This is a genomic window from Serratia sp. CY52157 (assembly GCF_052168495.1).
GTDB lineage: Bacteria > Pseudomonadota > Gammaproteobacteria > Enterobacterales > Enterobacteriaceae > Serratia > Serratia ureilytica.
On record NZ_JBJNMO010000001.1, the window covers coordinates 736,389 to 761,761 of the forward strand.

Consider the following 25,373-nt stretch of genomic DNA (forward strand, 5'->3'; position numbering starts at 1 on the left):
CGGGCAGACAGGCGATTAACGGTTGGAAATGTACAGCGTCACTTCCAGCCCCAGACGCAGGTCAACAAACTCAGGTTTGGTCCAGGTAGTCATAGCGGTGCTCCTTTGCATGCATCGTGATAGTTCGAAGCCAATGAGAAAAATTCGCATTCGGCTGGCTCAATGTTGACGAAATGTGACGGAGATCGCAACCGTTAAAGCGTAACCGGGTTATTCACCCCAGGTGGCGGAGAGCACGTTCAGCCAGTTGCGCCAGGTCAGCTTCTCCAGCAGCCGGTCGTCAAACCCCGCCTGCTTGAGTGCTTGCGTCAGGCGCGGCAGGCCTGCGGCGTCCTCCAACGGTTGCGGTACGTTAACCCCGTCAAAATCAGAGCCAAATCCCACGCGATCTTCACCAAGTTTAGCGATCAAATACTCAACGTGTTTAACAATTTCTGTTAAGCCTGTCGTTGCACTGTCACGTTTTCCGTCAGCCCGCAGGAAGGCGGTGCCGAAATTGACGCCGACCATACCGTCGCTCTGGGCGATAGCGTCCAGCTGCGCGTCGGTCAAGTTGCGCGGTTGCGGGCAGAGGGCGTGGGCATTGGAATGGGTGGCGACCAGCGGTGCGGTGCTAAACGCGGCGGTTTGCCAGAAGGTTTTCTCGTTCATGTGCGAGACGTCAATCATGATGCGGCGCTGGTTGCAGGCGCGGATCAGCGCTTCACCGGCCGGCGTCAGGCCGGGGCCGGTATCGGGTGATCCGGGGAACGGCCCGCTGACGCCGGTGCCGAAGGCGTTCGGCAGATTCCAGAACGGCCCGATGCTGCGCACGCCCAGCCGATAGAAGGCCGCCAGCTGCGTCAGCGCCGCGTCGATCATGCCGGCGCCTTCGATATGCAGCACCGCGGCGATTTGCCCGTCGAGGCGGCACTGTTCTATCTCGGTAGCCGTGCGGCAGAGGCGCAACTGCCCCTGAGAGGCGCCCTCCAACTGGTGCAGGATGGCTATCTGCCGTTCGGCTATCGCCAGCGGATCGAACGCGGCCTGCGCTTCCTCCAGCGTTTGATTACGCATTTGGGCGATATAGCTGACCGGAGGAATAAACACCGCGAACAGCCCGCCGCAGAATCCGCCGCGCCGCATGCGTGGAAAGTCGAGGTGGCCCGGCGTGACGTGCGAATAAAAGGCGGTGACCGGATCGTCATCGTGCTGCAGCCACAGGTTGAGCAGCAGGTCGTTATGGCCGTCGAACACCGGCCAAAGAGGGGGAAGCGTCATGGGCATTTCACTGTGTCAGGCATCATGCCCGCTATGTTGTATGATCGCGCGAGGGGGAACAACCCCCGCGCGATGAGGGATTTAAAGGCGTATCGACAGCTCGACGTCATCCGCGAACGGCGTGGAGAGATAACCCGACGCCGGAGAACGCACGCGCGCCAGATAATCCGGGCTGTAATCGGCGTTGTCGGCGACGATCAGCGCGCCGGGGCGCAGACGATTTTCCAGCAGCGCGAGGATATCGGGGTAAAGCCCCTTGGCGCCGTCCAGCAACAGCAGGTCGACAGTGGCCGGCAGATCGTCGCGCAGCGTTTCCAGGGCATCGCCCACGCGGATCTCCACCAGATCGACGACGCCGCCTTCGGTCAGGTTGCGGCGCGCCTGCGCCGCTTTGCTCGGTTCAAATTCGCAGGTGATCAACCGGCCGCCGCCGTTGTCGCGCAGCGCGGCGGCCAGGTGCAGCGTTGAAATACCGAACGACGTGCCGAATTCGACGATGTTTTGCGCCCGACAACCGCGCGCCAGCATGTACAGCAATGCGCCGGTTTCCGGCGACACCGCCAGGGGGAAATCCTTCAGGCGATGGTAGAGTTCACGATAGTCGGTTTTACTCTGCATCAGTCGATTTTGCTCTTCGTCAGGCACGTCGCGGAACAGGGCGGCGAGCGCCGGTGAACGGCCGGCGGCCTGCTGGAACAGGGTGCTTAGCAGCGGCGCCAACGGCGCGGTGGTCAGGGTACTCATGGCAAAACTCCCGTAGAAAAAGTGAGCGCGAAAGCGCGTGCCACTATAATATGACGAACTATTCGCATTTCACTATTCGCATTGGCCGCCCGCTATGACTGAACGCCGCAGTAAGCAAATTTCCTCGAGAAAACAACCGCAACAGGCGCGATCCGCCGAATTGGTCTCCGCCATTTTGACCGCCGCTATTCAGGTTTTGGCGCAGGAGGGCGCCGCGCGTTTCACTACCGCCAGAGTGGCTGAACGCGCCGGCGTCAGTATCGGTTCGCTTTATCAGTATTTTCCTAACAAAGCGGCGATCCTGTTTCGTTTGCAAAGCGACGAATGGCGGCAGACCACCGCCATGCTGAGCGGTATTCTGGCCGATCGAGAGACTGCGCCGTTCGAGCGTTTACGGTTGCTGGTGCAGACATTTATCCGTTCGGAATGTGAAGAGGCGCAGATGCGCGTGGCGCTGAACGATGCGGCGCCGTTGTACCGCGATGCGCCGGAGGCGCAGGCGGCGAAGGCCACCGGCAAAGACATCGTGCAGGTGTTTATGGGCGAAGCGTTGCCCGATGCGGCGGAAGGCGTCCGTACGTTGGCAGGCGAGTTGATCGTCGGCACGCTGGGGGCGGCGGGCAAGCAATTCTCCGAAACGCCGCGCAGCGATGCGGAAATTGTGGCTTATGCCGATGCGATGGCGGACATGTTTTGCGCCTATCTGACCGATTTAAACGGGCGAGAGGCGCCGTAAGGGAATGCTTGGTGACATTGTCACTTGAGGTGCGCGGTGCCTACGCCCGTTGACGGCAAACGGCCAACACCAACTGCCGCAGCCAGCGGTGCTCCGCTTCAGCGTCCAGGCGCGGGTGCCACATTTGCGAGACGGTAATGGGCGGCGTTTTCACCGGCAGCTCGAACATGCGCAGCGGGCCGTCGTCCGGATGAGCATGCAGAAAGGAGGCGGGTAACAGCGCCAGCAGGTCTGAGGCTTGCGCCACCGCCAGCGCGGCCGGAAAGCTCGGCACCACGGCGGCAATCTGGCGCGTCAGCCCCAGCTCCGCCAACGCGGCGTCTACCGGCCCGAGAATGCGCCCGCTGCGCGAGGCCACCACGTGGCCGCAGGCGGCGTACTCGGCGGCGCCTATCTTGGGCCGCTGCGCCAGCGGGTGCGCGCTTCTCATCACGCCGACGAAGCGGTCGCGAAACAGCGCCTGCAGGCGGATTTCCGGCCCCATTTCGCCCAACACGCCAATCTCCAGATCGACCAGGCCTTCACGCAGGGGGCGGTCGCTTTTCTCCGGCTTGGGCGCAAAGCGCAGCCGCGCCCGTGGCGCCTGTTGCGCAGCGGCGGCGATCAGCGCTGGGCCGAAGGCCTCGACGAAGCCGTCGTTGGCGCGCAGCGTAAAGGTCCGGTCGAGCGTGGCGGGATCCAGCGCGTTCGGCGTCGGACGCAGCAGCGCCCGAGCTTCGAATGCCGCGTTTCGCGCCCGTTCGCGCAGCGTTTCGGCATAAGGCGTCAGCACCATATGACGCCCGGCGCGCACCAACAGCGGATCGCCGGTGGCCGTGCGCAGTCGGCTGAGTGTGCGGCTCATCGCCGAGGCGCTTAAACCGAGACGTCGCGCCGCGCCGGCAACGCTGCCCGTCGACAGCAGCGCGTCGAGCGCGGTCAGCAGGTTGAAGTCAGGGTCGGTCATGCGTTTATCCTGTGGCGCCGGAAATAAGAGAAGGCGTTTACTGCAGTATATCAGCGTAAGCGCTGTGTCACTTGCTCTCTGATGGGCAATAAAAAAGCCGATAACCTGGGGGTTATCGGCTTTTAATGCGCAGTTGCGGAGGGTTACGCCGGCAGCTGCTGCGCGGTTTTCTCGACCAGCGCCAGCAGCAGCTTGATGTCTTCCAGCGTCACGATCGGGTTCAGCAGCGTCATCTTCAAGCAGGTCACGCCATCGAACTCGGTCACGCCGACGTTGGCGCGGCCCGACTCCAGCAAGGCGTCACCGATGCGCTGGTTGAACAGCGCGACGGCCGCGTCGCCTTTCGCCGCCAGCTGCGCCGGACGGTAGCGGAACAGCACGCTGGCCAGCTGCGGCTGCATCACCAGTTCCAGCGATTCCTGATCGGCGATGTAACGCGCCACCTGTTGCGCCAGCGAGACGCCATGATCGATGATCTCGGCATACTGCTTCTGCCCCAGCGCTTCCAGCCCCATCCACAGCTTCAACGCATCGAAGCGGCGGGTGGTCTGCAGCGATTTGGAGACCAGGTTCGGCACGCCTTGCGCTTCGTCGAATTCGGAGTTCAGGTAGGCCGCCTGATAGCGCATCAGCTCGTAGTGGCGCTCGTCTTTCAGCAGGAAGGCGCCGCAGCTGATGGTCTGGAAGAACTGCTTATGGAAGTCCAGGGTGATGGAGTCCACCAGCTCCAGGCCGTCCAGGTAGTCGCGGTACTGCTCGGAGAGCAGCAGCGCGCCGCCCCAGGCCGCATCCACGTGCACCCAAATTTTCTGCTCCGCCGCCAGCCGCGCGATATCGCGCAGCGGGTCGATCGCGCCGGCATCGGTGGTGCCGGCGGTGGCGACGATCGCCATCACCTGCTCGCCGTTAGCCTTGGCCTGCGCCAGTTTTTCCGCCAGATCGTTCACGTCCATTCGGGCGAAGCGATCGGTTTTCACCAGCGTGACGGACTGGTAGCCGAGGCCCATCAGCGCCATGTTCTTCTGCACCGAGAAGTGGGCGTTTTCAGAACAGAACACTTTCAGCTTGCGCAGATCGCCCACCAGACCGTCCTGCTGCACGGAGTGGCCCTGACGCGCGAAGAATGCATCGCGCGCCAGCATCAGCCCCATCAGGTTGCTCTGGGTGCCGCCGCTGGTGAACACCCCGGCGTCGCCGGGCGGGTAACCGACCTGGGCGCGCAGCCACCCGATCAGCTTCATTTCGATCAGCGTGGCCGACGGGCTCTGATCCCAGGAGTCCATGCTCTGGTTGGTGGCGTTGATCAGCACTTCAGCGGCCTGGCTAATCACCAGGCTCGGGCAGTGCAGATGCGCCACGCACTGCGGGTGGTGCACCGACAGGCTGTCTTTCAAAAAGTACTCGATGGCGCGCTCGATCGCCGCCTGGTTGCCCAGGCCTTGCGGGGTAAAGTCGAGCTGGATGCGCTCGCGCAGTTCGGCAACGCTTTTGCCCTGATACATCTCAGGCTGTTGCAGCCACTGCACGACGGCTTCACTGCTCTGTGCGATCGCCTGGCGGTAAGCCTCGGCGCTGTGCGCCGAGGAAGCCAGAATCGGGTTTAACTTGGACATCGCGGTCATTCGCTCCAATCAGACTGGCTTGACGCCGGCGGCCAACAGCGCCTGCTCAAATTTATCCAGGAAAATACCCAGCTCATCATTGGTGATCAGCAGGGAAGGCAACAGGCGCAGCACACAGCCATTGCGCCCGCCGCGCTCCAGGATCAAGCCGGATTCGAAGCATTTTTTCTGCAGCAGCGCGGACAGCTCGCCATCGGCCGGGTAGCAGCCCATGTGATCCTGCGCTTCGTTCGGCTTGACGATCTCGATGCCGATCATCAGGCCCAGACCGCGGACGTGACCGATCACCGGATAACGTTTCTGCAGCTCGGCCAGCTTGCCTTTGAGCCATTCGCCCTGAGCGGCCACTTTATCGGCGACCTTATGCTCCTTCAGGTACTGCAGGGTGGTCAGGCCGGTGGCCATCGCCAGCTGGTTGCCGCGGAAGGTGCCGGTGTGGTGGCCCGGTTCCCAGGCATCGAACTCTTTTTTGATGCCCAGCACCGCGAGCGGCAAGCCGCCGCCGACCGCTTTCGACATCACGATGATGTCCGGCTCGATGCCGGCGTGTTCGAAGGCGAACAGCTTGCCCGTACGGGCGAAACCGGCCTGAACTTCGTCGATGATCAGCAGAATGCCGTGTTCCTGCGTCACTTTGCGAATGCGCTGCAGCCACTCGGCCGGGGCCGGGTTAACCCCGCCTTCGCCCTGAACGGCTTCCAGGATCACCGCCGCCGGTTTACGCACGCCGCTTTCCACGTCGTTAATCAGATTATCGAAGTAGTAGGTCAGCGCCTTGACGCCGGCTTCGCCGCCGATGCCCAGCGGGCAGCGGTATTCATGCGGATAAGGCATGAATTGCACTTCCGGCATCATGCCGTTGATGGCCGCTTTCGGCGACAGGTTGCCGGTGACCGACAGCGCGCCGTGGGTCATGCCGTGGTAGCCGCCGGAGAAGCTGATCACGCCGGAACGGCCAGTGTGTTTTTTCGCCAGCTTCAGCGCGGCTTCCACCGCATCGGCGCCGGACGGTCCGCAGAACTGCAGGCAGTACCCTTTGCCTTCGCCCGGCAACAGAGAGAGCAGGTAGTCGGAGAAACGATCTTTCAACGGGGTCGTGAGATCGAGAGTATGTAACGGCAAGCCGCTGGTAATGACATTTTGGATGCTTTGCAGGACGTCGGGGTGATTATGTCCAAGAGCCAACGTTCCCGCCCCGGCCAGGCAATCAAGATATTGATTATTCTCAACATCAGTGATCCAAACGCCCTGGGCTTTCGCAATTGCCAACGGCAATTTGCGCGGATAACTCCTAACATTCGACTCAAATTCGGCTTGACGCGCCAAATAGGTTTCATTGTTTCCGTTTAATGAGTTTGCAACTAAAGTATCAATACGGACTTTATCCGTCATCATATCTCTCCTACAACCGAAGGTCTCAAGACGCAACGATTGAATTAATGAATTAGAAAAGTAACTGCCTTGTGAAAAGCGCGACCAATATATGGCTTTTTCGCCTGGGACTCAATAGCCGATTTTGTTTTGAATTGTTTAGTTTTTTCTTAGGCTCATCAATATGTTGTTGATTTGTTGACCGTTGGTTTTGCCGGCAAAAAACAACATTTCTTTAACATTGCGTAAAAATCCTTTTCTGCTTTCCTTTGGCTGCTTCTTTAATGCATTTATTATTAAGGTGAATTTCCGATTAATAACATAAATAGAAAATAGCGGCTTATTTTCATCTATTCACCACCTTAAGTCCTATAGCGGTTATATACACAAAATTTGTGATGAATATAAGCAGTCGAGCGTTAAAAGCGCAGTATCCAGGGTGGTGATTTCTTGCAGATTTTACGTAGCGCGATCAAAACAGCGGGATTTTTGTGCGGCGCCGGCGTGTCTGCCGGCGCCGCAGTCATTAACGTTGCCGTAACCAGGCATGATAGCGCCGCAGAGTGCGGCGGGTGCGCCACCGATCGATGAGCAGCGACCACAGCGGTGAGTAACGCACGTTGCGCGTCCGATCGCGGCTCAGGGCGTGCATGCGGCGCTTGATCAGCGCCATGCGGGCGAGCAGCGTCAGCGTTTTGTCGCGCCATTTTACCGGTTCGGGCAGCGCATGAGGGGCTTCGCCGGTTTGCCAGCGGCGCGGCAGATCGGGAATTTCCGCCATGGCGGTGGCGATGCCGACCACCGCGACGCCGCTGTTCAGCACCCGTTGCGCCACCGACGGGCGGGCGATGCCGCCGGTGGTCATCACCGGCATGCGCGCTACTGCGGCGAGATCGCGGGCGAAGGTCAGAAAATAGGCTTCGCGCGCCAGGGTGCTGTCGTCTGCGGCTTCCCCCTGCATCGCCGGGCTTTCATAACTCCCGCCCGACAACTCCACCAGATCGACCGGCAGTTCGTTGAGCATCAACAATACCTGTCGGGCCTCGTCCGGCGAAAAGCCGCCGCGCTGAAAATCGGCTGAATTGAGCTTCACCGCCACGCAAAAGTCTGGCGAGACACGCTGGCGCACCGCGCGCACCACCTCCAGCAGCAGACGGGCGCGATTCGCCAGTTCGCCCCCCCAACGATCGCTGCGCCGGTTGGCCAACGGCGACAAAAACTGGGAGATCAGGTAGCCGTGCGCCGCGTGGATCTGCACGCCGGTAAACCCGGCCTTTTCGGCGGCGTGCGCGCTGGCGGCGAAGCGGGCGATCACCTCGGCAATCTGCGCTTCGCTCATGGCCTCCGGCTGCGCGAACGCCTTGCTGTACTTGCCCATCGCCATCGGGATGGCGGAGGGCGCCCAGGCGTTGCCGCCCATGTTGGCCATCACCTGACGGCCCGGGTGGCTGAGCTGCATCCATACCTGTGCGCCTTCCTGGCGCGAGGCCGCCGCCCAGGTTTTGAACGCCTCGAGCGGCGTATCCTGTTCCAGCACCACGCCGCCGGGGCCGGTCATGGCGCGTCCGTCGATCATCACGTTGCCGGTGATGATGAGGCCGGCGCCGCCGATACCCCAGTGGCGATACAGACGCCATAGCGCGGGGCCGGGCAGTTGGCCTTCATCGGCCAGATTTTCTTCCAACGCGGCTTTGGCCAAACGGTTGGGTAAGCGGCTGCCGTTGGGCAGAATCAGCGGGGTAAACATCGGGTACGTTCCTGTCGCAGGGGGAATGGCGCTATACTAGGTTTAAAGTTAACTTTAAGGTCAATAGGGCATGAAAATCGGAGAGTTGGCGGAGCGCGCCGGCATGGCCGCCTCGGCGATACGTTACTACGAACAGCAGGGTCTGCTGCCCAAAGCGGTGCGCGGCGTTAACGGATATCGGGTGTATAGCGAAAGCGCGCTGGAGCGGCTGCACCTGATCCAAATCGGCCAGAATCTGGGGTTCTCGCTGCAGGCGATCCGCGGGGTATTGGCGCTGCAGGGCAGCGCCTATCAGGATGGTTTGATACAAGGCGTCGACAGCCGGCTGGCGGAAATCGAGCGGATGATGGCGACGCTGAACGAGCAGCGTGAGACGTTGATGGCGACGCGGCGCATTCTGTTGGAATCCGGCGTGGCGGGGTTGTGCCAGGTCAAAAATGAAAAGCTGGCCGGCGGGCTGCCGCCCTGCAAGGCTTAGCGGGGGGCGCCCGGCCTGTGCCGCCGCGACGACGCCGGCCGACAGGCCTTGTTCCAGCTGGCGAGAATGCATAATCGGATTGATACTGAGTGAGTCTATGATGGACAAGGATATTTGCCGCTAACCGACGGATAGGCTGAACGGAATCACGCCGGCCGGCTGCACCGGATCCGTGGGTGTCACAATGGGAGTCAACATGCTCGAGCCATGCTTCCCCGAAAACGAAGCCGAACGCCTGTCGGTATTGGATTCGCTGAACGTGCTGGATTCGAACTCAGTAGAAAAGCTGGATCGCATCACGCGGCTGGCTGCGAAATATTTCGGCGTCACCATTGCGCTGGTGTCACTGATCGACCGCGATCGTCAATGGTTTTTATCACGCTATGGCCTGGATGTCCGGGAAACGCCGCGCAACATCTCGTTCTGCGGCCATGCCATTCTGCAACGCGAAGCGCTGGTGGTGCCCGATACCGCGCAGGATCCGCGCTTTTTCGATAACCCACTGGTGGTCGGTGGCCCGCGCATCGGCTTCTACGTCGGGCAACAGCTGCTGTCCCTCGACGGGTTGCCGCTCGGCACGCTATGCATTATCGACAGTCACCCGCAGCCGTTTCCTCAAGATAAACTGGCCGACCTGCGTGACTTCGCCGCGGTGGTGGAAGAGTATCTGCAGAGCATCGAACGCAACGTCTATACCGAAAACCTGAAATCCGATCTGCAGCGCACGGAGGCGTTATTCGAACAGACTTTCTCTCAGGCGGCGGTGGGCATGGCGCTGGTTTCGCTGCAGGGGTATTGGCTGCGGGTCAATCCGCGCATCTGTGAAATGCTGCAATACTCCGAGCGCGAGCTGATGGATCGCACCTTTCAGGACATTACCTATCCGCTCGATCTCAACACCGATCTGGAAAAACTGCAGCAGTTGCTGAGAAACGAGATCGACACCTACTCGCTGGAGAAACGCTATTTCCGCGCCGATGGCACGATCGTGTGGGTGGAACTGACGGTGGCGCTGAATCGGCTGCCGAACGGCAAGCCGGATCATTTCATCTCGGTCATCGTCGATATCAGCGAGCGCAAGGCGGCGGAGGCCGACCTGTATGCCTTGCAGCATGAGCTGGAAGAACGCGTCGAAATTCGTACGCATGAGCTTAACGCGGTGGTCAAACAGCTCAACGAAGAGATAGAAACCCGGGTGCTCGCCGAATCTCAGCTCAGTGCGGAAAAAGAACGCCTGCGCGCCATTACCGACAATATGCCGGCGTTAATCAGCCAAATCGACGCCAATGAACGCTACCTGTTCGCCAATAGCGCCTATAAGACCTGGTTTGGTCTGGAAGAGGCCAGCCTGCAGGGCATGACGGTGCGCGAGTTCATGGGGGAAAGCGTGTATCAGATGGCTCGGCCGATGATCGCGCGGGCTTTGGCGGGCGAAATGGTCAGCTTCGAAAACGAATTGCAGACCCAGCAGGGGCTGCTGATGATCCATACCACGCTGGTGCCGTGCGAGGCTCAGGGCTTTTACATTCTCTCCATGGATATCACCGAGTTGAAGCGGCTGCAGCAACGATTGGAATATGACGCCACGCACGACATGCTGACCGGGTTGACCAACCGACGCGCATTTCTGCGCCGGTTGTCGGGCACGTTGCAAGTCTGCTGTCATCAGCGGCAGATGGCCCTGTTGTTCATCGATCTCGATGGTTTTAAGGGCATGAACGACAGTTACGGCCATGACTTCGGTGATCTGATCCTGAAGACGTTCGCCAAATTGCTCAGCGCTTGCGCCGACGAACGGTACAGCGTCTCGCGCCTGGCCGGCGACGAGTTCACGGTGATCCTGTGGCCGCTGACAGCGCCGCGGCCTGAGGTCAGCGCGTTTTGCGAAAAGGTGTTGGCGGAGCTGGCCGGTATTTCGCAGATCGGTCAGCAGAAGGTCTGCCTGTCCGCCAGCATTGGCGCCGCTATCTCTGCGAGTGGGGACGTGACGCCGGAAATGCTGCTGGCCAGCGCCGACGGCGCGATGTATCAGGCGAAATCCGCCGGCAAAGGCACTTACGCCATCTGTGAGCTATGAGCCAATGTTACGACATCTCAGTAAGAACGAAGACGAGCGCCTGGCGGCCATCGATGCGCTGGCGGGGTTGGGCGCCGGCCATGACGACGCGATCCATCAGGTGCTGACGATCACCCGCAAGCTGTTACAGGCCGAGGGCTGCCTCATTTACCTGCACGGAACGCGCAAGATTTGGATCCGCGAGCACATTGACGTCGGGTTCGAGGAGATCGATTTCGTCAGCCCCTTGTTCAATTTCGTTCGTCTGAGCGGCGAGGCGTTGATTTGTCCGGACACCCATGCGGATGAACGCTTTGCCTCGGATCCCATGGTCAACGGCGCCGCGGCGATCCGCCACTGCGCCGCCATCCCGCTGTGCACCCGCGAAGGCTATACGATCGGCGCGTTCTGCCTCGTGGGTTCGCAGCCAAAGCATCTGACTCGCCGTCAGGTCGAACTGCTGCGCAGCATGGCCACCATCGTCGGCGAGCTGATTGAAGCGCAGAGTGAGATCGGCCTGGTCGATGCCATCACTCGCTTGCCCAATCGACAGCGGCTGATGGGGGAACTCGGCAATTTACCGGACACGGGCAAATACGCGTTATTGCTGTTCGATACGATAGATATCCAATACGCCTACGAGATGGCGCGTTCTTTCGGCCTGTCTACGGTAGAGTTACTGCTGGGGGATATCAGCCATTTCCTGAAAGAGACGTTTCTCAGTGAGCGCATGCTGTACAGCATCGCGCCCGGACGTTTCGCCGTCATTATCGAGGCGCAGCACATGCCGCAGGCGAAGCGCGATCTGTTGCGTTGCGCCGACCGTTTGCATCACGAAGTGAGAGGCGCCGTGCCGCTGCGCCTGGAGCTTAATGCCGGTTATGCGTTGTTTTCCGCGCCGCATGCCGATCCTCCCGAGATTTTGCGCCAGGCGACCAGCGCGCTGCATGATTCGATCGACGAGGGGCGAGCCGTCTCCCTCTATAGCGAGCCGAAGGATGCGGCGCGCAAGCATAATTTCAATATTTTTAATGAGTTGGCGCAGAGCCTGAAGGAAAATAATCGCGGGCTATTTTTGGAATACCAACCGCAGATTGATTTGGCGAGCGGCAGGATCGTCGGCGCGGAAGCATTGCTGCGTTGGCGGCATGAACGTTGGGGGGCGATCCCGACGGGGGAGTTCATTCCGCTGGTGGAAAATACCTCGCTGATCAAACCGTTGACCGAGTTTGTCATCGCGCAGTCGATTGAACAGTTGTTGTTGATGCGTGAAGCGGGGATCGCGTTTCCCATCTCGATCAACGTGACGGCCGGCAATCTGGCCGAGCGGCACTTTGCGGCACGGTTGAATGAAGCCATCACCCGGCGCGGGCTGCAGGCGGGGGACATTGAGATAGAGTGCCTGGAGTCGCAACGCATTCAGGAAAGCAGCGCGGCGTTGGCCTGTCTGCATGCGCTCAAGGCCAACGGGCATCGCATCGCGCTGGATGATTTCGGCGCCGGCTACAGCAATTTAAACTATCTGCGCCATATCCCCGCCGACGTCGTCAAACTGGACGCCTCCCTGATAAGACTGCTGAAGAGCGATGCGGACAGCCGCATCATCGTGCAAAGCATCATCGATATGCTGCATAAACTCAACTATGAAGTCTTGGCGGAAGGGGTTGAAGACCTGGAGTCGCTCCACTACCTGACCGAGTATCGGTGCGATGTCGTACAGGGTTTCTATTTTTCACCGGCGGTGACGTTGGAAAAGCTTTGCGCGCTCGTCGACATTCACGGACAGCAGCGGCGAAATCCCTGAGGCAACGCCGCTCATGGCGCGCCAACCGGAAATCGCCGGCGATTCTCACCCAGGCGCAGGCCATGACTGTCCGTCAATGTCGTCACCCGGTCAGGCCTGGTAAGTGCGCAGCCAGGCGGCGAATGTTCTCACGACGTCATCGTCCCGGTCGCGCAGCAGCAGAGAATAGACGCCGGTTCGGATGGTCAGCGTCGGGAAAGGCGACACCAGTCGGCCGGACGACAGGTGTTTGGCGCAGAACAAATAAGGCACAACGGCCAGCCCCAGGCCGTCTTCGGCCGCCTGAATGGCGGCGAAGGTATGATCGAGCGTGAGCGGCGGCGGCGAAGCGTCCAGCGCCGTCGGATAAGCATTCAGCCAACTGCGCCACAAATCTTCCCGGGCGCGGATGCGGATGGCGGTATGCTCGCCAAGCGTGTCCGGCGCAATGACCGGTCTGGCGTGCAGATAGCTCTGGCTGCAGACCAGCAGGCTGTCTTCCTGCAGGAAAGGGATCGCTTTCAGCCCGGAGAAGTGCGCGGGATCGCGCCGGATCGCCACGTCAAACGGCGTATTGCGATCGACGGCGCCGATGCCGGTGGTGATATCAATCGCGACCCCCGGATGACGCTCATTGAATGCCGCCAGCTTCGGCATCAGCCAGTGCATGGTGAACGTCGGCAGGCTGTGCACCACCAGCCGCTGCTGGCCGGCGCTCGCTTTCAGCGCGCTCTCCGCAGCAAACAGTTCGCCGATGACCCGGGACGCGGTGCGGGAAAAGTTCTCACCGGCCTGCGTCAGCCGCACGGATTTGTGTCCGCGATAAAACAGCGTGATCCCCAGCTGTGCTTCGAGACTGCGAATATGGCGGCTGACCGCGCCGGTGGTGAGAAACAGCTCATCCGCAGCGGCGCTGAAGCTGCCGAGACGGGCGGCGGCTTCGAAAGCGGACAGGTGCGGCAGGGAGTGGATTTTTTTCATAGGTTGAGTCTAGCTCAACCAAATGGGGGAAGAAAGATCGTTTGTCAGCCTTTGATTTTGCTCACTATGATGAGGCATCTCCTTCTGATTGCTGAGTTTATGATGCAGATCTTTTGGCTATCGGTCATGCGTGTTAATGGCGTTATCCTCCCCCTGCGGTTGGCAGGGAGGCGGCGCTGAAATGCGGGCTTTTTATCTGCTTTGCGTGAGCCGGGCGGGTCTGTGTCTGGGCACCATGATGTTCGCCGGCGCGCTGCCGACCATCAGGAGCGAGTGGCAGCTCGACGCCGCTTCCGCCGGCACGGTGCAGACGGTGTTCAGCCTGACCAACGCCCTGGCGTTGCTGGTGGCCTCCTGGTGGTGTGATTCGTTGGGCGCCCGCCGGGTTTATCTGCTGTTCTCCTGGCTGGGCGCCGGTGCGCTGATGCTGTTCGCCGTATTTGCCCATTCTTATCTCAGCGCGTTGGTGTTGATGGCCTTCGTCGGTTTGACGCAGGGCGGGGCTTATACGCCGGCGCTGCTGTTGGCGATGGGGATGAACGGTCCGGCGCGGCGCGGTTATGCCATCGGCATGGTGCTGGCGGCCAGTTCGTTGGGGTATTTTCTGTCGGTTTTCATCGCCGGTTGGAGCGCCATGCGCTGGGGCGCCGGCGTGGCGTTTTCTCTGTGCGCCGCCGGTGCGTTACTGGGAGCGTTGGCGGGATCGTTGGCCCTGGTCGGTTATCGGGAACCGCAGCCGCGCACGCTGGGGAGGAAGACGAAACGTGAGAGCTATGCTATCACCTATGCGACCCTGCTGTTGCTGATCGGGTATATCGCCCACAGCTGGGAACTGCTCGGCAACTGGGCCTGGGCGCCCAGCCTGGTCAGCGAGGCGTTGAGCGGTTTCTCTCTGGATCCGCTCAGCGCCGGATTGATCGTCGCGGCGGTGATCCACCTGGCCGGCATGATCGCCACGCTGATTGTCGGCACCGTTTCCGACTATTTCAATCGCGCGTCGGTGCTGATGTTTATGGGCGCCGCCGGCGCATTGGGTTCGCTGCTGATGGGAGGGTCGGCGAACTGGGGGCCGGGCTGGACGCTGCTGCTCGTCAGCATCGGCAGTTTCTTTATTCTCGGCGACTCCGGCGTGCTGTCGGCCGCGATGGCGGACAACGTACCGCCGCAACAGCTCGGCAGCGTGATGGGCTGGCGATCGTTGCTGGGATTCGGCATCGGTTCGTTCGCCCCTTTCTCCTTTGGCGTGGTGATGGATACCACCCACAGTTGGGGCGCGTCTTATGCCGTATTGGCCTGCGGCGGCGGGGTAGCCTGTCTGGCGGCCTGCTTGCTTTGGCGACAACATTTGAAATGAGGTACGGACATCATTAAATGAATGGAACATCATCACGCATTGTTATCGTGGGCGCCGGGATTGTCGGGGCATCGATCGCCTATCATCTCGCGCGTCAGGGGCAGCGCGTTATCGTCGTTGAGCAGACGCATCCCGCGGCGGGGGCCACAGGCAGCTCGTTCGGCTGGATCAGCGAAGGCGTGCCAGAGGGCGCTCCCGACGCGTTTCTGCGGCGCGAGATCGTGGCTGACTGGGTGCGGCTGACGCAGGAGATCCCGGAATTGTGGGTGAATTGGTCCGGCGCGCTCAGCTATGGTCAGGCGCCGGCGACGCAAAACCCCGACAATCGGCGTCTGTCCTCCGCCGAGGTGATGGCGCTGGAGCCGGCGCTCGGGCGGCCCGATAGCCAGGCCTATTTTGCGGCGCGCGATGGCGCGGTCGATCCGCAAGAAGTGACACAGCGGCTGCTCGAACGGGTAGGCGCGTTGGGCGGCGAGTTGCTTCTGGGACGTGCGGTCAGCGGATTTCTGCGCGAAGCCGGTGGTCAGATAACCGGCATCGTTACCGAGGAGGGCGCGATCGCCGCCGAACGGGTAGTGCTCGCCTGCGGCACGGGGATCTCGGCGCTGCTGGACGGCAGCGAATTCTCGTTGCCGATCGAGGCGTCGCCGGCAATTTTGTTGCGCTATCACGCGGCGGCGCAGGCGGTGAACACGCTGATTGCGGGCGACGACATCGAAGTGCGTCATGCGCAAAATGGCGATCTGCTCGCTGCGGAGGATTATCCCGCGGGCGGCGATGTCAAACGCGTGGAAGAGGACGCGCGATCGGCGATTCAAAACCGCCTGCACGGCTCGGCGCCATTGCAACTGCAGGCGTGTTCGGTGGGGCTGCGCCCCAGGCCGCGCGACGGTTATCCCATCCTCGGGCCGCTGGGCGCCACCTGTCTCTATGTGGCGGTGATGCATCCGGCCGTGATGTGCGCTCCGACGTTGGGTCGGCTGGTCAGCGACGAGCTGTTGCACGGCGTTAATCCCGCCATTCCTCACGGTTACCGCCCGGCGCGATTTATTGATGATGGGGGTGAAGGGGGGGATATCATCGCGATTGCCGGTCGGTTCGCGCTGGATACCGCGCAGCCGCCGCTCAGTCTTTATCCCTATGCGCCGGTTTATAAGATAGGGGATCACGTCCTGAAGCGCACCCGTCCGACGTCGGGCGAAGCCCGGGCGCTGGCGGCGTATCTCACCGCGTTGCGTCGTCGTGGCGCCGACGGCCTGTCCGCAAGAGATAGCGGGCAGTATGTGGGTGGTTTATCCCTTTGTGGCGGGAGAAAAATATGCGGGCCGCGATGAGCAGATTATCGCGGCGGGCAGGCTGTTGGGAAGGATCCACGCGTTATCTTCGGCAGACAATAACGCCGGGCTGGCGGTTTATGACGAGTATGCACTGACTGAAGACGATATCTCGGCGGATCTGGACGAGATCGCCAGTCATGCGGCAAGCCAGGGGCTGACGCTCGACATCGAGGCGCTAAAAACGCGTATGCTGCAGATTGCCGGGCGGCAGACGGCGCTTAGCGCACGGGGTCTCCCTTGCGTGGAAACGCCCTATGACTTTAAAGCCGATAATCTGATTTATGTCGCGCAGGATAGGCCAGTGCTGATCGACCCCGACAACGCGCTGTTTTTGCCGCGCGTGTTCGATCTGGCGCTGGTCCTGCTGCTGTTCCACAACGCACTGGACTCGGCGCCCGACCGCGTGTTCACCGTACGGGAATGGCGGCTGTTTTTGACGGGGTACGGTGAGTCTGTCGCGTTGACGGCCGGCGAAGTGCAAAGCTGGCATCAGGCGGTAGAGCATCTGTTTCTCGACGAAGTCCTGTGGCTGATGGCGGACTTTGCCGATGGCTGGCGCGATCCTCGGCAAACGGCGCTGTTCTTCTCTCTGATCGGGCTGCTGGATAATCTTTCCGACTACGGATTAACACCGTAATGCGCTCAACGTTGCAGTGGTTTTTTGCGCCGTTGGCGAGGCTCTTATATATTTATTAGCATGCCTGAGGCAGGTTAGGCATGAAGCGGAGGCCGTACAGGCCGCTGCAAGCACGACAGTTAATCCGTTCGCCAAGAGGCTGCGAGACGGTGCTTTCGGTAGGGACAGCCGCCAAACGTTTTTACGGCGACCGAAGGCGGAGCAGCTACTCACAGGTCACGAGGACACTTACCATGCATAAGAGAACACTGGCGTCACTGCATTACGAAAACATGCCTTACGATGGGGTGCGCTTTCATATTTTGAAACGGGAGACGCCGGGCCATACGGCGTTGCTGAAGCTGGATGCGGGCAGCCGACAACCGGCGCGTTTTCATCCGGGATGGGTGAAACTGATGGTGCTGAGCGGTGAACTGAAGGTTGACGATCAGACGCTGCAACCTCATGAGATGTTAATCATTCCTGCCAATACCGCCTATACGGTAGAGGCCATAACGGAAGTGATTTGTCTGGCGATTTCCGAGCTGGACGGCGCCGAACTGGCCCGTTGACGTATTGACAAGAAGGGATAGCGGAGAGCCTAGGCGCTCTCCCTATCCCTTCAGCATTGAGCCGCCCCCCAGGCTAAGCTACCTGCTGACTAGGCATAAACCTCCTGATTCAATCCACCGCGCTTTCCCTTTCCATCACTTTCGGCCTCCGTCGCCCCCGCAACGTTGCCGCCATTGTGCAGCGCATGCACAATGTCATCGCCCCGTTACCACGCAGAACGATGAAATGTGGGTGTCATAGTGAGTTTATTCGCATAAGGCCCCTGGTGTGGCTTGCGAGAACGTCACTATATGGAGGATCATGCGGCCTCTCTATCAAATAAAAGACATTCGCGTTATCAAAAGGGACAAACGACCATGGGATTCGAAGTCGACAACGCCGAAACGAAACGCATCAACCTGAGCAGCCACGAGAATTCCTCGTTCGAGGTGACAGGGCTGGTGAAACACTATCCGGCAGGCTTTGTCGTTCCTTTCCACTCGCATAAACGTTGCCATTTGCTCTATTCGCAACAGGGAGTGATGGCGGTCGAGGCGGGCAGCGGGCGTTGGATCGTGCCGCCAACCACCGCGGTCTGGCTGCGGCCGGGGGTGGAGCATCAGCTGGTCATGCAGAGCAATATCTGCGTTTACGGGATTTTTGTCGATGAATTCACCGCCGCGCGGTTGCCGTTGCGCGACGGCGTTTTGCAGGTGTCACCGCTGCTGCGGGAGTTGATCGCCCAACTGGCGACGCTGGCACCCGAGGGCGAGGAAACCAAACGCCACGCGCTGCTCAGAGCGCTGTTCCTCGAGGAACTGAGCCTGCAGCCGCAGCTGGCGCTGCATCTCCCCTGGCCGATGGAAGCGAGAATGGCCGACATTTGCCGGCAGTTGGTCATCACGCCGGCCGACGATCGCGGCATTGAGATCTGGGCGGATTCACTGTCGATCAGCGCGAAAACCTTCCAGCGTCACTTTACTCAACAAACCGGCATCACCTTTGGCCAGTGGAAACAGCGTCTGCGGCTGCTGTCGTCCATTCCGCTGCTGTTGGCCGGCCACTCCATCATACACGCCGCTTTCGAAAGCGGTTATGAGAGCCACAGCGCCTATTCGGTGGCGTTTAAAAAACTGTTTGGCGTTTCGCCTTCGCGCTTTACGCTATAGCCGTATTGCAGAGCGCGCTTCTCCTATAGATTGAAGCAACCTAATGACGTATAAAGCAAAGCAGTCAACCTCCGAGGCCGCTTCCCGTGATAAAAATTGTCGTGTACCTGATTATCGCCGTGACGATCGCCATTATTGCGGCAAGAGTCATCTTTCGTTTGCCGGATATTTCGCAGCGTCTGCCGCAGGCGGCCTTGCCGGCGGATCCTGCCGCGCTATTGCCGGCGCGGGCCGCCGAACAGATGGCGGCACACCCCGGCCTGAGCGGCGTGGTGCCGCTGGTCAGCGGCCACGATGCGTTCGCCAGCCGCCTGGCGTTGGCGCGGATGGCGGAAAGGTCGATCGATGCCCAGTACTATATCTGGCATAACGACACCTCCGGGCAGATCCTGCTGAAAACCCTGTATGACGCGGCCCAACGCGGCGTGCGTGTGCGGCTGCTGCTGGACGATAACGGCGTCGCCATGGATGAGACGCTGGCGGCGCTGAACGCGCAGAAAAACGTCGAGATCCGTCTGTTCAACCCGTCTACCGTACGTACGCCGAAGCTGGCCGGTTACGCCTTCGACTTTATGCGCATGAACCGGCGCATGCATAACAAGTCCTACATCGTCGACGGCGCCGTGGCGATCATCGGCGGCCGCAACATTGGCGATGAGTATTTCCAGGTCGGCGACGAGAACTATTTCCTCGATCTCGACGTGTTGAGTGTCGGCAGCGTGGTGGCGGAGACCGCCGATGTCTTCGATCGCTACTGGAACAGCGCCTCGGTATTCGGCGTTGAGCAAATTATCCGGGGCCAGGGCAACCTCTCGGCATTCCTGACGCAGGCTGCCGCAACCGAAACCAGCGAGCGCGCCCGTAAATTGGCGGTGCAGCTGGAAACCAGTGCGGTGCGCTTTCGCGATGGCGCCGTGCAGCCGGAATTCACCCAGGTAGAGCTGGTGGCCGACGATCCGGCGAAAGGATTGGGCAAAGCGTCGCGCGATCGCTTGATGGTGACGCAGCTGGGCAAGATCATCGGCGGCGTCAGCCGGCAATTGGATCTGGTCTCCGCCTATTTCGTGCCGGGGCGGGAAGGGGCAACCTTCTTTGAATCGCTTGCCAAACAGGGAAAATCCATCCGCGTGCTCACCAACGCGATGAACACCACCGACGTGCTGGTGGTCCACGCCGGCTACGCCAAATACCGGCGTGAGCTGCTGCAGGCGGGCGTCGAGCTGTTCGAGCTGAAGCTGCGCGCCGGGCAACCGACGGGGCGCAAGGAACTCAAGCCGCTGGGGCTGTCCGGTGCGGCGCTGCATGCTAAAACCTTCGCCATCGATGACAAACGGGTGTTTATCGGCTCGTTCAATTTCGATCCGCGCTCGGCGCACCTGAACTGCGAAATGGGATTCTTGATCGATAGCCCGTCGCTGGCGGCCGACACCCGCCAACTGTTTGATGGCCCGCTCGAATACGCCGCCTATCGGCCGGTATTGACGCCCGAAGGCAAAATGGTGTGGAAAGAAGCCTTCGAAGACGGCCACACCGAGGTGCACCTGCAAGAACCCGGTGCCGGCTGGGTAAAACGCATCGTTCTTACCGTGGCCGGCTGGCTGCCTATCGAGTGGATGCTGTAACGCCGGCGAAGGCCGTCGCCACCCGGTGTGACAGCCGTTGCAAGGGAACCTCGCCCGCGATGATTGCGATGAGGCGCGCATCCTCAAACAGGGCGAGGGAGGGCACGGATTTGATGCCGAACGCAGGGGCGACCGTCGGCGCCTGCGCGACGTCAATGCGGCCGAAGGCGATCTCGTTGGCGTGACGGTGCAGCTGTTCAACGATCCCCTGCATATTCTGACAAGGGCGGCACCAGGAGGCGGAAAAGTAGAGGATGGCCCGCTGCCCCTCGGGTTTGTCTGCGTCATAGAGGAAACGGGTCACCTCATGGGGCTCTGCCAGGTTCGTGATCGTCATGGCAGGCTCCTGACGATCTCTATCCCCATCCAAATCATCGTGACGATTTGCGTGAAAAAGAAAGCGAAGCGCCAGGTGGCGACTTTCTCCGTCTGCTCGAAACCGATGTGAACCAGACTCTGCGCCATGCGCGCGCCGAGCAGGACCAGAGACAAGACATTCAGCGTCGTGCTTTCCACCTGAAATGCGGCTATCGCCACAACGAGGGCGGTATAAACCGGCAAATTTTCAATGCAGTTGCGATGCGCCGCAATGGCGCGCTGGTAGCCATCGCTGCCCTGCGGTTTGTTCGCTTGCCATTCGCTGACCGTGGCGCGGCCGGTTAAAATTCGGGACCAGCGATAAACACCGACGGTGCCGAATAGAATCAATAATGTCCAGCCGGCAAACGCCAGCAACACCAGGGTTGGCATATTCATAACGCATTCTCACTTGTGTTGGGAAAGAGCCTGCGGCCTCAGGGAGAGCCGCTCGGCTTGAATACAAGGTTATATTAGTATTATATAAATTAGCAATATCTAATTTAATGAATGCTAATGTAATGCTGTGCCGGCGCCTGAAAGCCGCTATAATGCGGCTGAATGATGACGGGGCCGTGATTGACCATGAATGCAAAAGCTAAGCAGGATCCCTTTTTGAATGAAGGGGCGATTGAGGCCGCCAGGCTGTTGAAAGCGATAGGCAACGAACACCGTTTGCTGGTGCTTTGCCTGCTATTGAAACACGATGAGATTGCCGTGGGGGAGCTTCAACAGTTGGTGCCGCTCAGCCAATCGGCGCTGTCGCAGCACCTGGCGAAAATGCGCAATGAAGGTCTGGTAACGTACCGACGCGAAGCGCAAACCCTGTTTTACCGTATCGATAACCCAAACGTGGCGAAAGTGATCGCCACGCTCAGAGAGATTTACGCGCCGAAGTGAGGGGGCCGGCGAAGTGCGTCGGGACTAGCGCACTTCTCGCGTTGCGGCCAACAAGGCTTGTAACGAAGGCGCTTCGACCAGATTCTCGATGCAGGCCATCAGTTTTCGCGCATTGAGGCGTAATCCCTCACTGGGGGATTGCGCACAGCAGTGAAGAAATTTCTCACGAATATCCTGCATGTCGGCCGGATTCTCCGGCCAGCCGCGGCCAAACTCGGCCTCGAGCCGCAGCGTATCACCCTGCTCCGGCGTGATGTGTAGTTCGAAGCGGTCAAACCTATCGAAGGCATGTTGTTCATGAACTTCGATACGCTGCGCCAGAGCAACGACCGTAGGTTCTGTCGCTGAAGCCGCGCTGAATTCACGTGCGCTGGCCTGGCCGCGCAGCAGCGCATTGGCGATGATGTAACGCGCGCTGAATTGCGCATCGATTTCGGCCGTTTTCTGCGGCTCGTATGGCGCGCCGCAGACCATGCGCATGGTCGGCGAGGCATGCAGAGTGATCTTCGCCCGTGCGGGATCGGGCAACTGCCGATGCGGGCCGTCGTTCAACAGCGCTTCGGTCAGCGCCAGCAGAATGCTGCAGTGCGGGTAGAGTTTGAAACAGGTCGCTTCTTCACCCAGAAAGGCGGTGCCCAAGTGGTGGGTCAGCAATCCCAGGTCGGGTTCGCCCGGGGCATAGAGATTGAAAAATCCGTTCTCGCCGCTCAGGACGCGTTTAGGGCCACTTATTCCAGCCTGCGCCATTAAAACCGCTTCCAGCGCATGGCGAGCCACCAATCCCTGGCTGATACGTACCGCCAGCGTCTTGTCCTGATAGTGTTGGAAGGTGCCGATGCCAAAATCGAACGCCAGGCCGATAGCGTCGGTAAAGGCGTGCAGGTCCAGGCGCAACAGGCGGGCGGCGATCGCTGCGCCGGAAAACAGGCCGAGGATGTTCGAGTCGAATCCGCGGTAGAAAAAGCCGTTCGCCTGCGCGGCGAGGTTGATGCGTTGAGCGAAGTCTTGCCCAACGGCCAACGCAGCCAAGGTGTCGAGGCCGGAAGCGCCCGACAGTTCCGCAGCCGCCAAGGCCACAGGAATATCCGAGGAGCTGGGGTGCCAGCCAGGAGAAAGCACGTCGCAATAATCGAGCGCGCGAGCGCGTACGGCGTTGACAAACGCCGCCTGCGGCGCGGCGAGCCGCTCTTCGCTGCCGATAATGCTGGCTTCGGCGTTGCCGCTCCAGCGTCTGGCCAGCGACAGCGCCGCGTCAACGCCGCTTTGATCGTAGCCGGCGGCGAGACAGCCAAGATTATCCATGAGCCGTTTACACTGGAATGCCAGGACGGCGGGGGGAATCATGCACGCATCTACCTGCGAAGCGAAAGCGATCAATTCTTCGATCGGGTCGACCGATAATTTTGTCATGTTCATTCCTCGTTCAGTCGTTCAGGTGACTTGTTCAGCACGGCGTTTCCGGCCTGAGGATGCAGACGGAAACGCGGATGCAGCATGATCAGCAGCCACACGGTCATCACGATGCTGAGTAATCCGGCACACAGCATGGCGATCCCGAAACCATCGGCGAAGGCGCTGTGCGTCAGCGCTTGCATGCGGCTCGCGCTCAATGCATCAACGGCCGTTTGCTGTTGTTCGATGACCGCCGTCCGGGCGATTGCGGCGGCCTGTTCCACGCCTTGCGTTTGCAAAGCCGCAGTCAAGGTGGTCACCGCTTTCATGCTCATCAGCGTGCCCAGCAAGGCGATGCCCAGCGTCATGCCGGTTTGTCGCAGCGCGTTCATCGTTGCCGACGCCATCCCGGAACGTTGCGGCGCAACGGTGCGCATCACCAAGGCGCTTGTCGCCGGCATGGACAGCCCCATGCCGAAACCGAGCAGGGCCAAATAGAGCGCCACCAGAGCGTAAGGCGAATCGGCGTGCAGCTGCGTCAGCAACAGCAGGGCAACGCCCATCAGGCCATAACCGACGATCATCAGCGAGTTCACGCTCAGTTTGGCGGACAGGCGGCCAAAACCGGAAGCGGCCAGCGCCATGGCGAGAAATTCCGGCGCCATGCGCCAACCGGTGTCGGCGGGGCTCCAGCCCTGGGCCTGTTGCAGAAATAGCGAGACGAAGAAGACGCTGCTGTAAGCGGAAAAACCGAGTACAAAAGAGGCGAGGTTATAGCCGCTAAAATCGGCGTTGCGAAACAGGCTCAGCTGCAGCAAGGGGCGTTTGACCCGCGTTTCCACCCAGAGAAACAGCGCAAACAGCGCCAGGGCGGCGTACAACGGAAAACGCGATTGCACACTGTGCCAACCGAATTCTCCGGCGGCAATCAGCCCGTAGGTCAGCGCGCCAAGCCACAAGATGCTCAACCCTTGCCCCAGCGGGTCAAGCGCAGCGTGCTCAGGATGCGAGCTTTCTCGCAGCCCCCAACCGCCCAATATCAACGCGACGATCCCAACCGGAATGTTGATCCAGAATATGCCTGGCCAACCGGTGGTATGCACCAGCAAGCCGCCCAAAACCGGGCCAATCACCAGCGAAAGGGCATTGACCGAAGACCAGATCCCGATCGCGCGGGTGCGCAACTGTTCCTCCGGAAAAGCATGAGTCAATAACGACAATGCCCCAGGGATAACGGCTGCGCCGGCGATCCCTTGTATCACCCGGCCCGTCAGCAGCATGCCGAGAGAGGAGGCGAATGCGCAAACGATCGAACCGACGGTAAACAATGCAACGCCGTACAGCCAAATACGCTTGCGGCCAAATCTGTCGCCCAGCGGACCGGAGGAAAGGATTAACGCGGAAAGGCAAAGGGCATAGGCGTCAACGACCCACTGCAGGCCCGACATGTCGGTTTGTAGCGATTCCAGCATCGTGGGCAGCGCCACATTGACAATGCTGATATCAAGCGACGCCATAAATGTACCCAGACAGATGGCGGCAACGAGCGAAATCCTGCGCATACCGGACATAGTGGGGCTCCTTATTGAGATGGGGGTGATAGTGAAAACTATTCTCATCCTATATTATGACTGACCGTCGGTCAATGGAGCGTAAATATTGATTTCACTGAGATAGGCCGGCTGGTCAATGGCAACAACATTGGTTACGATGGCCGCTGGACTCCTAGTGGATGTTGATATGAAGACAAAAGAGAAGATGAAAGAAACACAGCCTCGAACCAAACCGGCGGAAGTGCGCTTGGATGAATTGATGGATGCGGCGCAGAAGCTGTTTATCGAAAAAGGGTTTGAAGCGACCACCATCAGCGATATCGTCCGCGACGCCAACGTCGCCAAAGGGACCTTCTACCACTATTTCCCGTCCAAAAATGAAATGTTGTCCGCTTTACGTATACGTTTCACCAATCACTTTATCGAGAAAATTCAGCTGGCTATCGATGAATGTGCGCCGGATGACTGGTTGGCGCGTCTGAGAGCCTGGTGTGATGCCGGCGTGGCGACCTATTTTGAAGGCATGGAACTGCACGATGCGTTGTATCACGATCATCATTATCATACCCGAGGCAATCAGGATCGTGATGCCGTGCTGGAGCAGATCCTGACGATTTTAAACGATGGCGCAGCGGCGGGCGCCTGGCGTCTGGAGAATCCGCATCTGACCGCCATCTTGATGTATCACGGCATGCATGGTGCCGTGGATGACGTTATGGTCAACCCCGACGCCGACCGCCAAGGGCTGGGGCCTGCGCTGGCGCAGGAATTCATGCGTTTGCTGGGATGTCGCTGAT

Annotated in this window: 24 protein-coding genes; 12 read left to right on the forward strand and 12 right to left on the reverse strand. The window is 60.1% G+C overall.

What is annotated here, in order from left to right; genetic code table 11:
• Window positions 1–15: 15 nt before the first annotated feature.
• From pqqA to ACJ8IP_RS03620, 3 genes are all read right to left on the reverse strand, one after another.
• Window positions 16–93: a pyrroloquinoline quinone precursor peptide PqqA gene (pqqA, locus tag ACJ8IP_RS03610; RefSeq protein ID WP_004937827.1), complete on the reverse strand. Its 78-nt coding sequence runs from the start codon at window positions 91–93 to the stop codon at window positions 16–18.
• A 117-nt stretch (window positions 94–210) separates the two neighbouring features.
• Complete coding sequence (locus ACJ8IP_RS03615; protein WP_442524303.1) at window positions 211–1,260, reverse strand: dipeptidase; 1,050 nt, start codon at window positions 1,258–1,260, stop codon at window positions 211–213.
• Between the two features lie 81 nt (window positions 1,261–1,341).
• Complete coding sequence (locus ACJ8IP_RS03620; RefSeq protein WP_442524304.1) at window positions 1,342–2,004, reverse strand: O-methyltransferase; 663 nt, start codon at window positions 2,002–2,004, stop codon at window positions 1,342–1,344.
• 94 nt (window positions 2,005–2,098) lie between these two features.
• On the opposite strand from ACJ8IP_RS03620, the gene ACJ8IP_RS03625 reads away from it, so the two are divergent.
• The gene (locus ACJ8IP_RS03625; RefSeq protein ID WP_047575227.1) at window positions 2,099–2,740 is read left to right on the forward strand and encodes a TetR family transcriptional regulator; all 642 of its coding nucleotides are present in this window, start codon (window positions 2,099–2,101) and stop codon (window positions 2,738–2,740) included.
• 40 nt (window positions 2,741–2,780) lie between these two features.
• Here the strand turns inward: ACJ8IP_RS03625 and ACJ8IP_RS03630 are convergent, their stop codons facing one another.
• From ACJ8IP_RS03630 to ACJ8IP_RS03645, 4 genes are all read right to left on the reverse strand, one after another.
• On the reverse strand, window positions 2,781–3,686 hold the full coding sequence (locus ACJ8IP_RS03630; RefSeq protein ID WP_047026114.1) for a LysR family transcriptional regulator: 906 nt from the start codon (window positions 3,684–3,686) through the stop codon (window positions 2,781–2,783).
• Window positions 3,687–3,829: 143 nt separating this feature from the next.
• Entirely contained in the window at window positions 3,830–5,299 is a 1,470-nt protein-coding gene (locus tag ACJ8IP_RS03635; protein ID WP_442524305.1) for a pyridoxal phosphate-dependent decarboxylase family protein, read from the reverse strand.
• An 18-nt stretch (window positions 5,300–5,317) separates the two neighbouring features.
• Window positions 5,318–6,700, reverse strand: coding sequence for a diaminobutyrate--2-oxoglutarate transaminase (locus ACJ8IP_RS03640; protein ID WP_071845182.1), 1,383 nt, complete (start codon window positions 6,698–6,700; stop codon window positions 5,318–5,320).
• Window positions 6,701–7,205: 505 nt separating this feature from the next.
• A complete protein-coding gene (locus ACJ8IP_RS03645; protein ID WP_096242246.1) occupies window positions 7,206–8,426 on the reverse strand; it encodes an NADH:flavin oxidoreductase/NADH oxidase family protein in 1,221 nt (406 codons plus the stop codon).
• 70 nt (window positions 8,427–8,496) lie between these two features.
• On the opposite strand from ACJ8IP_RS03645, the gene ACJ8IP_RS03650 reads away from it, so the two are divergent.
• The 3 genes from ACJ8IP_RS03650 (at window position 8,497) to ACJ8IP_RS03660 (ending at window position 12,764) form a co-directional block, all read left to right on the forward strand.
• On the forward strand, window positions 8,497–8,904 hold the full coding sequence (locus ACJ8IP_RS03650) for a MerR family transcriptional regulator (RefSeq protein ID WP_089194745.1): 408 nt from the start codon (window positions 8,497–8,499) through the stop codon (window positions 8,902–8,904).
• Window positions 8,905–9,100: 196 nt separating this feature from the next.
• Complete coding sequence (locus tag ACJ8IP_RS03655) at window positions 9,101–10,981, forward strand: PAS domain S-box protein (RefSeq protein WP_442524306.1); 1,881 nt, start codon at window positions 9,101–9,103, stop codon at window positions 10,979–10,981.
• A 4-nt stretch (window positions 10,982–10,985) separates the two neighbouring features.
• On the forward strand, window positions 10,986–12,764 hold the full coding sequence (locus ACJ8IP_RS03660) for a bifunctional diguanylate cyclase/phosphodiesterase (protein WP_164106261.1): 1,779 nt from the start codon (window positions 10,986–10,988) through the stop codon (window positions 12,762–12,764).
• A 90-nt stretch (window positions 12,765–12,854) separates the two neighbouring features.
• Here ACJ8IP_RS03660 and ACJ8IP_RS03665 read toward each other — a convergent pair whose 3' ends face one another.
• On the reverse strand, window positions 12,855–13,724 hold the full coding sequence (locus ACJ8IP_RS03665; protein ID WP_033643077.1) for a LysR substrate-binding domain-containing protein: 870 nt from the start codon (window positions 13,722–13,724) through the stop codon (window positions 12,855–12,857).
• A gap of 181 nt (window positions 13,725–13,905) precedes the next feature.
• Here ACJ8IP_RS03665 and ACJ8IP_RS03670 point away from each other — a divergent pair, with 181 nt between their 5' ends.
• The 6 genes from ACJ8IP_RS03670 to ACJ8IP_RS03695 all read left to right on the forward strand — a co-directional run bounded on the left by ACJ8IP_RS03670 (window position 13,906) and on the right by ACJ8IP_RS03695 (window position 20,374).
• Complete coding sequence (locus tag ACJ8IP_RS03670; protein WP_233092533.1) at window positions 13,906–15,078, forward strand: MFS transporter; 1,173 nt, start codon at window positions 13,906–13,908, stop codon at window positions 15,076–15,078.
• 17 nt (window positions 15,079–15,095) lie between these two features.
• Window positions 15,096–16,412 (forward strand): NAD(P)/FAD-dependent oxidoreductase, encoded by a 1,317-nt coding sequence (locus ACJ8IP_RS03675; RefSeq protein WP_442524307.1) that lies wholly within the window; start codon window positions 15,096–15,098, stop codon window positions 16,410–16,412.
• A complete protein-coding gene (locus ACJ8IP_RS03680; protein WP_442524308.1) occupies window positions 16,360–17,052 on the forward strand; it encodes a phosphotransferase in 693 nt (230 codons plus the stop codon). Before ACJ8IP_RS03675 ends, ACJ8IP_RS03680 begins: the two co-directional genes overlap by 53 nt.
• Window positions 17,053–17,285: 233 nt before the next feature.
• The gene (locus ACJ8IP_RS03685) at window positions 17,286–17,603 is read left to right on the forward strand and encodes a cupin domain-containing protein (RefSeq protein ID WP_033643078.1); all 318 of its coding nucleotides are present in this window, start codon (window positions 17,286–17,288) and stop codon (window positions 17,601–17,603) included.
• A 357-nt stretch (window positions 17,604–17,960) separates the two neighbouring features.
• Window positions 17,961–18,752, forward strand: coding sequence for an AraC family transcriptional regulator (locus ACJ8IP_RS03690; protein WP_033650400.1), 792 nt, complete (start codon window positions 17,961–17,963; stop codon window positions 18,750–18,752).
• Between the two features lie 86 nt (window positions 18,753–18,838).
• A complete protein-coding gene (locus ACJ8IP_RS03695) occupies window positions 18,839–20,374 on the forward strand; it encodes a phospholipase D family protein (RefSeq protein WP_208060208.1) in 1,536 nt (511 codons plus the stop codon).
• On the opposite strand, the gene ACJ8IP_RS03700 is transcribed toward ACJ8IP_RS03695, so the two are convergent.
• Both ACJ8IP_RS03700 and ACJ8IP_RS03705 read right to left on the reverse strand, forming a co-directional pair.
• Window positions 20,355–20,711: a thioredoxin family protein gene (locus ACJ8IP_RS03700; RefSeq protein WP_089191757.1), complete on the reverse strand. Its 357-nt coding sequence runs from the start codon at window positions 20,709–20,711 to the stop codon at window positions 20,355–20,357. The genes ACJ8IP_RS03695 and ACJ8IP_RS03700 overlap by 20 nt on opposite strands.
• Window positions 20,708–21,124: an MAPEG family protein gene (locus ACJ8IP_RS03705; RefSeq protein WP_227711495.1), complete on the reverse strand. Its 417-nt coding sequence runs from the start codon at window positions 21,122–21,124 to the stop codon at window positions 20,708–20,710. Before ACJ8IP_RS03705 ends, ACJ8IP_RS03700 begins: the two co-directional genes overlap by 4 nt.
• Before the next feature lie 192 nt (window positions 21,125–21,316).
• Here ACJ8IP_RS03705 and ACJ8IP_RS03710 point away from each other — a divergent pair, with 192 nt between their 5' ends.
• Window positions 21,317–21,631: an ArsR/SmtB family transcription factor gene (locus ACJ8IP_RS03710; protein ID WP_042784504.1), complete on the forward strand. Its 315-nt coding sequence runs from the start codon at window positions 21,317–21,319 to the stop codon at window positions 21,629–21,631.
• 24 nt (window positions 21,632–21,655) lie between these two features.
• On the opposite strand, the gene ACJ8IP_RS03715 is transcribed toward ACJ8IP_RS03710, so the two are convergent.
• On the reverse strand, window positions 21,656–23,041 hold the full coding sequence (locus ACJ8IP_RS03715; RefSeq protein WP_060660715.1) for an MmgE/PrpD family protein: 1,386 nt from the start codon (window positions 23,039–23,041) through the stop codon (window positions 21,656–21,658).
• Window positions 23,042–23,043: 2 nt separating this feature from the next.
• A complete protein-coding gene (locus tag ACJ8IP_RS03720; protein ID WP_308324924.1) occupies window positions 23,044–24,642 on the reverse strand; it encodes an MFS transporter in 1,599 nt (532 codons plus the stop codon).
• Between the two features lie 121 nt (window positions 24,643–24,763).
• Here ACJ8IP_RS03720 and ACJ8IP_RS03725 point away from each other — a divergent pair, with 121 nt between their 5' ends.
• The gene (locus tag ACJ8IP_RS03725; protein WP_033643085.1) at window positions 24,764–25,372 is read left to right on the forward strand and encodes a TetR/AcrR family transcriptional regulator; all 609 of its coding nucleotides are present in this window, start codon (window positions 24,764–24,766) and stop codon (window positions 25,370–25,372) included.
• Window position 25,373 lies beyond the last annotated feature (1 nt).